Origin of the sequence: Listeria valentina (genome assembly GCF_011800755.1) — a bacterium.
Classification (GTDB): domain Bacteria; phylum Bacillota; class Bacilli; order Lactobacillales; family Listeriaceae; genus Listeria; species Listeria valentina.
In genome coordinates, this window is sequence record NZ_JAATJW010000079.1 from 1 (window position 1) to 9,665 (window position 9,665).

At 38.8% G+C, this 9,665-nt stretch carries 11 protein-coding genes; 4 read left to right on the forward strand and 7 right to left on the reverse strand.

Annotation, left to right across the window (positions count from 1 at the left end; genetic code table 11):
• Window positions 1–107 precede the first annotated feature (107 nt).
• The 7 genes from fdhD to HCK02_RS12465 form a co-directional block, all read right to left on the reverse strand.
• Window positions 108–905, reverse strand: a complete 798-nt coding sequence (gene fdhD, locus HCK02_RS12435; protein ID WP_167630428.1) for a formate dehydrogenase accessory sulfurtransferase FdhD — start codon at window positions 903–905, stop codon at window positions 108–110.
• Between the two features lie 55 nt (window positions 906–960).
• Window positions 961–1,437 (reverse strand): helical membrane plugin domain-containing protein, encoded by a 477-nt coding sequence (locus tag HCK02_RS12440; RefSeq protein ID WP_167630429.1) that lies wholly within the window; start codon window positions 1,435–1,437, stop codon window positions 961–963.
• Window positions 1,430–4,414 carry a formate dehydrogenase subunit alpha gene (gene fdhF, locus HCK02_RS12445; protein ID WP_167630430.1) on the reverse strand — a complete coding sequence of 995 codons (2,985 nt, stop codon included), beginning with the start codon at window positions 4,412–4,414 and terminating at the stop codon, window positions 1,430–1,432. Before fdhF ends, HCK02_RS12440 begins: the two co-directional genes overlap by 8 nt.
• Window positions 4,415–4,620: 206 nt before the next feature.
• On the reverse strand, window positions 4,621–4,890 hold the full coding sequence (locus tag HCK02_RS12450) for a hypothetical protein (RefSeq protein ID WP_167630431.1): 270 nt from the start codon (window positions 4,888–4,890) through the stop codon (window positions 4,621–4,623).
• A gap of 114 nt (window positions 4,891–5,004) precedes the next feature.
• Entirely contained in the window at window positions 5,005–5,169 is a 165-nt protein-coding gene (locus HCK02_RS12455; RefSeq protein ID WP_167630432.1) for a hypothetical protein, read from the reverse strand.
• Window positions 5,166–5,372, reverse strand: coding sequence for a hypothetical protein (locus tag HCK02_RS12460; protein ID WP_167630433.1), 207 nt, complete (start codon window positions 5,370–5,372; stop codon window positions 5,166–5,168). The genes HCK02_RS12455 and HCK02_RS12460 overlap by 4 nt, the downstream gene beginning before the upstream one ends.
• Window positions 5,359–6,171, reverse strand: coding sequence for an alpha/beta fold hydrolase (locus tag HCK02_RS12465; RefSeq protein ID WP_167630434.1), 813 nt, complete (start codon window positions 6,169–6,171; stop codon window positions 5,359–5,361). Before HCK02_RS12465 ends, HCK02_RS12460 begins: the two co-directional genes overlap by 14 nt.
• Before the next feature lie 408 nt (window positions 6,172–6,579).
• Between HCK02_RS12465 and HCK02_RS12470 the strand changes: the two genes are divergently transcribed.
• From HCK02_RS12470 to HCK02_RS12485, 4 genes are all read left to right on the forward strand, one after another.
• Window positions 6,580–7,023, forward strand: a complete 444-nt coding sequence (locus HCK02_RS12470; protein ID WP_167630435.1) for a MerR family transcriptional regulator — start codon at window positions 6,580–6,582, stop codon at window positions 7,021–7,023.
• 150 nt (window positions 7,024–7,173) lie between these two features.
• Window positions 7,174–7,926, forward strand: a complete 753-nt coding sequence (locus HCK02_RS12475) for an SDR family oxidoreductase (RefSeq protein WP_167630436.1) — start codon at window positions 7,174–7,176, stop codon at window positions 7,924–7,926.
• Between the two features lie 119 nt (window positions 7,927–8,045).
• Window positions 8,046–8,363 carry a carboxymuconolactone decarboxylase family protein gene (locus tag HCK02_RS12480; protein WP_167630437.1) on the forward strand — a complete coding sequence of 106 codons (318 nt, stop codon included), beginning with the start codon at window positions 8,046–8,048 and terminating at the stop codon, window positions 8,361–8,363.
• 220 nt (window positions 8,364–8,583) lie between these two features.
• Window positions 8,584–9,665, forward strand: a 1,082-nt coding sequence (locus HCK02_RS12485) for an aldo/keto reductase (RefSeq protein ID WP_167630438.1), incomplete at its 3' end; no start/stop codon positions are given.

The following is a 9,665-nucleotide window of genomic DNA, read 5'->3' on the forward strand; positions in this document are numbered from 1 at the left end:
TTTTCCATTTTTATAGAAAAAAACGCCCATCCCTCTTCTTTCTCATGGAGGGATGGGCGTTTTTCGACAGTCTGAAATCGTGGCTCTATTTGAAGAGCCACGATTTTTTATTCACCTATTAAAATTCGTTCTGGGCGACTATAAATGTTCATCGTTTCATCTCGAATAAAACCAACAGCAGTAATCCCAAGTTCTTCTGCCATTTGAATCGCGAGTTCTGTTGGGGCAGAACGAGATAAAATAATGCCGCATCCGATTTTTGCCGTTTTCACTAAGATCTCCGAAGAAATTCGACCGCTGAAAATCACAATTTTGTCATTTACACCCATTCCCTCTTCTAAGCAGTGTCCATAAATCTTATCAAGCGCATTGTGACGCCCAATATCCATCCGCGTGAGCAGCACTTCTTCGGTTGAACACAAACCCGCATTATGCACCCCGCCCGTCCGGTGAAATGTTTTCGAAGCTTCTTCAAATTCAGCCATCAAGCGAAAAATCGTTTCCGGCTTTAAGCTGATCGAAGTTTCATTAAAGCTTTCCAGCAAGGATGCATCCGATTGAAAATAGAAATTTTCGCGTGACTTTCCACAACAAGAAGTAATGTAGCGCTTCGCACGATATTTCGCATTAAATTTGTTAACAAAATTCGCCGTCACATACGCATGCCCAGTCGATTCTACAATTTCAATTTGGTCAACATCTTGTACGCCACGAATAACACCTTCCGAAGTTAAGAAGCCGATGACCAGATCTTCTAAATATTCTGGTGTACAAACAATCGTAACGAGCTCTTCTCGGTTCACATAAATGGTTAGCGGGTATTCAACCGCAACAAGCGCTTCCTGATTACGCTTTGCTTTCCCACGTTCATAACGAACCATTTTTTCGTTTGCACTCGTCTCCATCCTGCTCCCCCTCTAAAGAAAAGCCTCCAAACCATACACTTGGAGGCCCTCTTCGTTATTTTAATCCTTTACCCATTTCCTTCAGAAAAGCAATGCCATAACGCAGCGCCCGGTTCACATCCGGATCTTTCATCGCCTTCATCAAACCGAACAATCCAACAATTGATTCATTTTTTGCCGCTTTATCCGCTTCGCTCGCAGCACTTTTCATTTGACCAATCATCGCTTCCGTTTGTTCAGGCTTTGTTTCTGTAAGAAATTGACCAGAAATCATCAAATTATTGATCGCATTCGTCGTCGGTTCTTTGCGCCATTCATTTAAGAAAGTTTTTGCAATATCTTCTTTCGCTTTCATGGCGCTATTTACCGCTTCAAGCGCTCCTGCATCATGAAGCAATTTAACAAACTCCAAAATTTCCTTAAAGCCTGATTCATCTTGTGCAATAGTTTGTTTTAGTTCTTCTAATTGTTCCGCTTCCTTTTCTTCCGGAGAAGGTGAAACATCACGAATTTTTGAAATTGGTTCAGCCATTTTCTTTCTCTCCTTTACAACCGCAGCTTCCGCCACAAGCACAATTCACTTTTGAAATAGGAACATAGTCATTTCGTTTCCATTTCCGTTCTACTTCTACGCCATTTTGCGGATAGCGTTTACGGTTCCGTGGGTTATGATCTGGGAGCGGATTTTTACCTTCTTTTTGTAAAACTTCCATCGCTACTTTTGTTTGTTTAAATGCCGGTGTTTTCGTCCGAACATCTCCCGTACTACTTGTTAGCAAGTTTACAGCCGTTTCACTGCTTACAGAGTGCATTGGCACATAAACCTCTTTTCCTTTCATTCGGTCCGTTACAACTGCACGCAATTTAATATGACCATACGGCGAGCTTAAACGAACGAGCGAGCCACTTTCAACACCGCGTTCTTTTGCAAGCGCCGGTGAAACTTCAACAAATACTTCTGGAAGTTTATAATCTAGCCCCTTCGATTTGTCCGTCAAGTTCCCTTCATGGAACTGCTCAAGCAAGCGCCCATTATTGAGCTGCAAGTCATATTCATCTGGGAATTCAATCGGTGGCACGTAAGGAAGCGTTGAGAATTGCGCCTTGCCGTCAGGGAAATTAAATCTTTCCTTGTAAAGAAGTGGCATATCTTGACCAGTCTCATCAACCGGCCACACTAAGCTATCAAAGCCTTCCATCCGGTCATAACTTACGCCACGGAAAAATGGTGCTAAACTTGCAATTTCGTCCATAATTTCGCTAGGATGACTGTAATTCCAGTCCGCTCCACAAGCGCGCGCTACTTCTTGCGTAATCCACCAGTCAGGTTTTGAATCGCCAAGCGGTTTCATAACTTCGTATAGACGCTGAACCCGGCGTTCTGTGTTCGTAAACGTTCCTTCTTTCTCAAGAGAAGGCGAAGCCGGTAACACAATATCAGCAAATTGCGCCGTTTTGGAAAGAAAGACATCTTGTACGACAAGAAAATCAAGTTTTGCTAGGGTATCTTGAACGTGATTTGAGTTGGAATCCACCCAAGCCATTTCTTCACCAACTAGATACATACCGTGCAAAGTGCCTGCTTCAATCGCATCGAGCATCTCGTTATTTTTCAGACCTGGAGTTTCCGAAATTGGAACCCCATATTCCGCTTCAAAGCGAGCTCTTACTTCAGCATCGCCAATCGGTTGCACGCCAGGAAGCACATTTGGAAGCGAGCCCATGTCACAAGCACCTTGAACGTTATTGTGTCCGCGAAGTGGGAAAGCCCCAGCTCCGTTCCTGCCAAAGTTTCCTGTAACAAGAAGTAAATTCGAGATTGCAGATGAAGTGTGCGAACCAGCAATATTTTGCGTAACGCCCATTCCCCAACAAATCGAAGTGCCATCTGCTTCGTGAACCATTTCGGCAATTTCCTTAAGCGTATCTACAGAAAGCCCCGTTTCTTGTTCCGCATATTGTAAAGTAAACGGTGCTAAAAATTCCAGATACTCATCCACATTCGAAATTCGTTCATTCATAAAGGCTTCATCATGCCAACCTTGATCGATGATATATTTCGCGACCGCAGTTAGCCAAACAAAGTCCGTTCCTTGTTTTGGTCGAACAAATTTATCTGCTCGCTCTGCCATTTCGTGTTTACGCAAATCTGAAACAAACAGTTTGGCACCATTATATTTGTGCGCCCGCTTGATTCGACTCGCAATAACCGGATGCCCATCCGCAGGTGAACAGCCGACAAGCATGATAAGTCCTGCTGATTCAATATCTTCAACCGTTCCCGAATCCGCCCCGATTCCAACAGTCCGTGTAAGACCATCAGAAGCTGGTGCTTGACAGTACCGTGAGCAGTTATCCACATTATTCGTTTCAAAAACTTGGCGTGACAACTTTTGCACCAAATAGTTTTCTTCATTTGTAGTCTTCGAAGAACTGATAAAGCCTAGTGCATCGCTGCCATATTTCGCTTGAATTTCCCGCAAGCGCGTTCCAATCGTTTCAAGCGCTTTTTCCCAGCTAACCGGTACAAATTCGTCACCTTCTCGCATGAGCGGTGAAGTGAGACGTTTCTTGTCATTCACAAAGTCCCATCCGAACTTCCCTTTCACACAAGTAGCAAACTTATTAACTGGACCTTCCCCAGTTGGTTCTACTTTCAAAATTTTACGGTCTTTTGTCCAAACTTCAAACGTGCAGCCTACGCCGCAAAACGTACAAACCGTTTTCGTTTTCTTCGTCCGCGTATCGCGCATGGCCGCTTCGACTTCAGAAACCGCAAAAACCGTTTGATAGTTCGGTTCCACTTTTTTCACAAGGTCAATCATCGGATCAAGCACATCTTCGTCCATCCCCGTCATGAACCCAGCCTGCCCGAGCATGGATTTCTCCATCATCGCGTTACAAGGACAAACCGTCGAACACAGCCCGCAAGAAACGCAAGATGAGAGGTTCGCCGGTTTGTCATCATCCCAAATAACCCTTGGCTGATCTCTTTCCCAATCGATCGATAGCGTTTCATTGACTTGGACACTTTGACAAGCTTCGACGCAGCGTCCACAAAGAATACATTGATCTGGATCATAGCGATAAAATGGATGCGAAAAATCATTCAGATAGCCCTTTTCGCGATACGGACGTGATTGGCCTTCAATGCCTAATAGTTCTGTTGTATTATGTACACGACAATTCCCGTTATTATTATCGCAAACCGTACAGTACAACAAATGGTTTTCTAAAATGCGGTCCATCGCTTCAAGTTGCGCATCCGTTGCTTTTTCAGAATCCGTTTCAATCTTCATACCCGACTTAAATTCAGTACTACAAGCACGCATTAATTCGCCGTCCACTTCGCACATACAAGTGTCGCAGGATTGGATAGGTCCCATTTGCTCACTGTAGCAAATATGCGGATGTTTAATTTCTTGTTCATTCAGATAGTCTAAAATTCGTTGTCCTTCATCCACCTCATGTGGCTTCCCGTTAATCTGAACGGTGATTCTTCCAGCCATAAAAGCTCCTCCTCCTTACTATTCAAGAAAACGATTACATACTTTTAATTATAGCAGATTTTATGTGAATTTCACAGTAAAACTTTAATTGAGAACGCTTATCAAATAGCATAATACAGCCAATTCAGCCATCTCGAATGATTGTTCAAATAAAAAAAGCTGCAACCGGAAATATATACCCGATTACAGCTTCTCTCTAACTATTTTTAAAAAAAATCTTTGACGTTGTTTAACAAATCAGTAGGTGCTCCGAGCTGTTCCCCGATGGAATTTTTCACTTCATCCACCTTGTCACTTAAGCCACCCGTTAATTCACTTGGATCGACTTGTTCAATGGTTTCTGTCACTTTATCTGTTCCAGCTTCAACTTGATTTGTCACTTCTTCCGTGCTTTCCGAAATTTGTTCGCCAGTGCCACCAAGGAATTCCGTAAGCTTATCCCCGGCCAAGTTTTTCAATTGATCAAACAGCGGCATAAAAACGCCTCCTTCGATTTGATTTGCTATCAAGCATAACATAGAATTTGAAGTTTCTCGCCCCTCTTGACCATCTGTTAAACAACTTTAATAAAATTTACAATCTCTCAAAAATTATTTTGCATCCATCACAATATCCGCATCCAGAATCGAAGCTGGCGAATATGGATTACTTGGCGTTTGCCATTTCAAGTGGGAATAAGAAACTGGCGCTTCCTTATTAAAATGTTCCGCTGCAATCGTCGTCAAGGTTTGTGGCAGTTCTCGTTCTCTTCTCAACAAGGTAACTGAGTGATCTTGGGTAGTCCGCCAACTCCTTGGCTCACTTTTTTAGTAACGGTTCCTTGAACAGTTTCAGCGATTCCAGATGAAACAAATTTATAACCATCTGGTACTTCTGATTTGATGTAATAATCCATTGCTGACAAACCGTCAAAATCATAAAGACCATCGCTTGCTTTAAATACTCTATTTAAAATCATTAGTTACATTTCTAATAAATTTCAAAAAATGCATATTTAGTTCGTCTTTTACATCTATTGGCAAATTGTGCCCAGCTTCGTCAAGAATAAAAACCTCTTTGTTCTTTTTATGCACTTTATCCGTCATCAATTGTTCTTGGTCTGCAAAACCAACAATCTGATCAAATTTTCCCAATAAAGTGGTTCCATTCACTTCAGAAATATCATTAAATAAAGTGTTTTCAAATGAAAATGCGTAATCGTCATCCTCGATATGTTCCCAGAATTCGTTGATCCCTTTTTTGACTCCAGGTAAAATAGATTGCTGATAATCGAACCAAGTTTGCTCTTTAATACAAACATTCATATTTAAAAAATCAGAGAAAAATTCCTGATTACAAACTGGCTCTACTTTTTCTTCAAAGATATTTTTATGTTGAGCAAGATCTCTCTCTTTTTTTCTCGCTTTAACTACGGGGCAAGTCAAGAAAAAACCACTAACTTGATTTAAAAATATACGGGCTAACCCTAAACAAAGATAACCACCATATGAATGACCACAAAGGATAATTGGCTGTCCCTTTGAATGACGATCAATAAAATATTTCAATTCAAGCAAGACGTCATCTGAATTTTTTGTTCCCCGATTTATTCTAGATTCTCCCATACCAGGTATATCTAAATAAACTCTGTTAAAACGTGATTTAGTGTCAAATAGGCCTTCATAAAAATAAATCATACTCTCTAAACTCAAACCATTTCCATGAATAAAATAAATAGGCACTCCCTCACCAAATTCTTTATAATGAACATTATTCATTTCTATCCCTCACCATCTATATTTATAAGAAGCCAAGTTCTTATTTCTAAGCAAAATTAAAATTTAATAAGCATATTTCCATATTATCATAATTTTGCCTTTTTCTTGAAATTTCCTTTTGGTAATATTATTTTTATATCCACTGTATGAATGCTATTATTTCCTTTTGCCTAACTTTACTGCTCCACTCAAATATAACCTATCACCCTAATAAACAATGGGCCGATAAAGAAAACTCCATCGCCCCAAAATATAAAATTATTTATTTTTCTATAATATTCTGTTTATCATAATGGATCAATCCCAAAATTGTTCTTCTTTTTATATTTATTTTATTAACACCGCTCCAATTCAAAGGTATATAATGTAAAGAATAAAACATATACTATTATAGAGGAGTATATTCAAATGAACATCAAAAAAATTTCCGAAAAATATAAAATAACTCCAGATACTTTAAGATATTGGGAAAGAATAGGAGCTATTCCGCCAGTAAATAGAAATCCTTCTGGATATCGTGACTATGATAAGGAAGATGAGGATTGGATTGTTTGGACACTCAGAATGAAAAATGCTGGAGTATCTTTGGAGCGAATAATTGAATATATCCAATTATTTATACAAGGTGATCAGACCATTGAAACGCGAAAAGAGTTACTTCGAGAACAACTCTCTGTCATCGATGAACGCCGTTCTGAGATACAACAAATGTACGAGGCACTTGAAGAAAAAATTGAGAATTATGAAGAACATATGCTTAAATACGAGGGGAAGCTAAAAAAACATAAAGAAGAATTACTTTTGAAGGAGTTCTTGTTTATCTATTATTGTATATTTTACTATCACAAATAACAGACTTTTTTTGTACTTTTACTAAAAGCAAATCTCCTGAAAATGACTTTAAATCTATTTTTAAAATATTATTTTTGGATCTACCACTTGCCTTGGAGTTTACTCCATAGTTTATATTGTATCTAACAAAAGAAATGGAGGACCTTTAAGATGGAAGATAATATCAAAAATAAAGTCATTATTATTACTGGTGCTTCTAGTGGAATTGGAAAAGCAACAGCAAAGTTACTTGCACAAAAGGGGGCAAAGTTAGTTTTAGCTGCTCGACGTGAAGAACGACTGCTTGAATTAACAAAACAATTAATAAGTAAGGGGAGCGAGGTTTTTTATAAGACTACAGATGTTACAATACCGGAAGAAAATGGGCAACTCATTCTATTTGCGAAAGAAAAGTTTGGAAAGGTTGATGCCATTTTTTTAAACGCTGGTATCATGCCAAGTAGTCCTATCTCTGCTTTAGAAACGGCAGAATGGAATAAGATGATAGATGTTAACCTGAAAGGTGTACTTAATGGAATTGCAGCGGTAATTCCTGAATTTGTTGCACAAAAATCAGGTCATATTATTACAACAAGTTCAGTTGCAGGTCTTAAGGCATACCCAAATAGTGGTGTTTATGGCGCAACAAAATGGGCTGTAAGAGAGCTAATGGAAGTAATTCGAATGGAATCTGCAGCGGAGGGAACAAACATCCGAACGGCAACTATTTATCCGGCAGCAATTCAAACTGAATTGTTAAATTCTATTACAGATAAAAGAGCAGCGGAGGGAATGAATGCATTGTATGAAAAATATGAAATTTCACCAGATGCGATAGCGCGTATCGTTGCTTTTGCACTTGAACAACCTGATGAAGTAAATATTAGTGAGTTTACAGTTGGACCGACCTCACAACCTTGGTGATTTAATGAAAGGAATACTGCTTTCTCTCACTGATAGCAGTACTAAATTTGGCTTACTTAGACTATCTGCATCATTCTAATATATCAACTAAAATCAAATGGAAAAAGGAGACTTTTAAAATGGAAAAAATAACAGCTGGGCAAGATCAATTAGGCGATTTTGCACCCCAATTTGCTGACCTCAATGATAACGTGCTCTTCGGACAAGTATGGAGTCGTGAAAAACAGTTGTCAGCTCATAAAAGAAGCATTGTCACAATTACTGCATTAATCGCTGGTGGAAACTTTGAACAATTAAACTTCCACATGAAGACAGGTAAAGAAAATGGCATCAGTAAACAGGAAATCTCAGAAATTATAACACACTTAAGTTTTTATGTAGGATGGCCTAAAGCCTGGTCAGCATTTAATATTGCAAAAGAAATTTGGTCGGAATAAGTAAGTAAACCCGCTCAATGACTATACACAGATGAAATCCCTATGATACATGCTGGTATCAAGCACTGGCATGGCGCCATCGAGAATAGTTGATTCAATCATATCGCTATTACAGCAGAAAAACCTGTTTGGTTAGAAAAAATATCTGACAGTGGTTACTCTCGTCTTAGTTAATATTTTAAGTTGTTCAAATAAACTTTTGATCTTTAAGGAGAACTCTATGAAATTTGAAAAATTAGGTTATACAGATATAGAAATTTCAAAGTTATGTATTGGAGGCATGAGTTTTGGGAAAGCTGGCACCATGCATGATTGGACATTAGATGTTCAGACAACTGAGGAAATCGTAAAATATGCTTTAGATAATGGAATAAATTTTTTTGATACTGCAAATAGCTACTCCAAAGGAACAGGTGAAGAATACTTAGGGAAGGCGCTCAAAAAAAATATATCAAGAGAAAAGGTTGTAATCGCCTCAAAGGTCTATTTTAATCCAGGTCGTCTCTCTAAAAAGGCGATAAATCAAGAAATCGAAAGTACCCTTAGAAGGTTGGGCACAGATTATTTAGATCTCTATATTATTCATCGATTCGACTATCAAACACCTATTGAAGAAACTATGGAAGCACTAAATGAGTTAGTTCAGAGTGGAAAAGTTAGAGCCCTTGGAGCGTCAGCGATGTATGGCTATCAATTTCATAATATGCAAAACGTTGCAAAGGAAAACAATTGGACTCAATTTTCTGCCATGGAAAACCATTACAATTTATTGTATAGAGAAGATGAACGAGAGTTAATACCTATATGTCAACAAATGGGAGTTTCCCTAATGCCTTATAGTCCTTTAGCAGCCGGTCGCCTTGCACGCCCTGAGTGGTTAAATTATTCCATACGAAGCAAAACGGACCTAGTGTCACATGGAAAGTATGACCGAACTAAAGAACATGATTCTCAAATTGCTAAACGTGTATCCGATATTGCAAATAAATATGGCGTAGGTATGTCTCAAGTTGCCATTGCGTGGCAATGGGCAAAAGGTATAACTTCTCCAATAATTGGAGTTACAAAGAAGAAGTATATTGATGATGGTGTTAATGCATTCAATATTAAGCTTTCAAGTCAAGATATTGAATATCTTGAGGAATTATATGTTCCTCATCCAATAGTTGGAGCCATCGATCAAAATCCGCCTGAAGGTGTTGTTCTTTTAGACGCAGAAAAAAAAGTGAACCACTCTCTGTCAAGTAGACAGAGGAAATATAAAAAATATTCTCCTAGATTAAATCTAGGAGTTTTTTATAT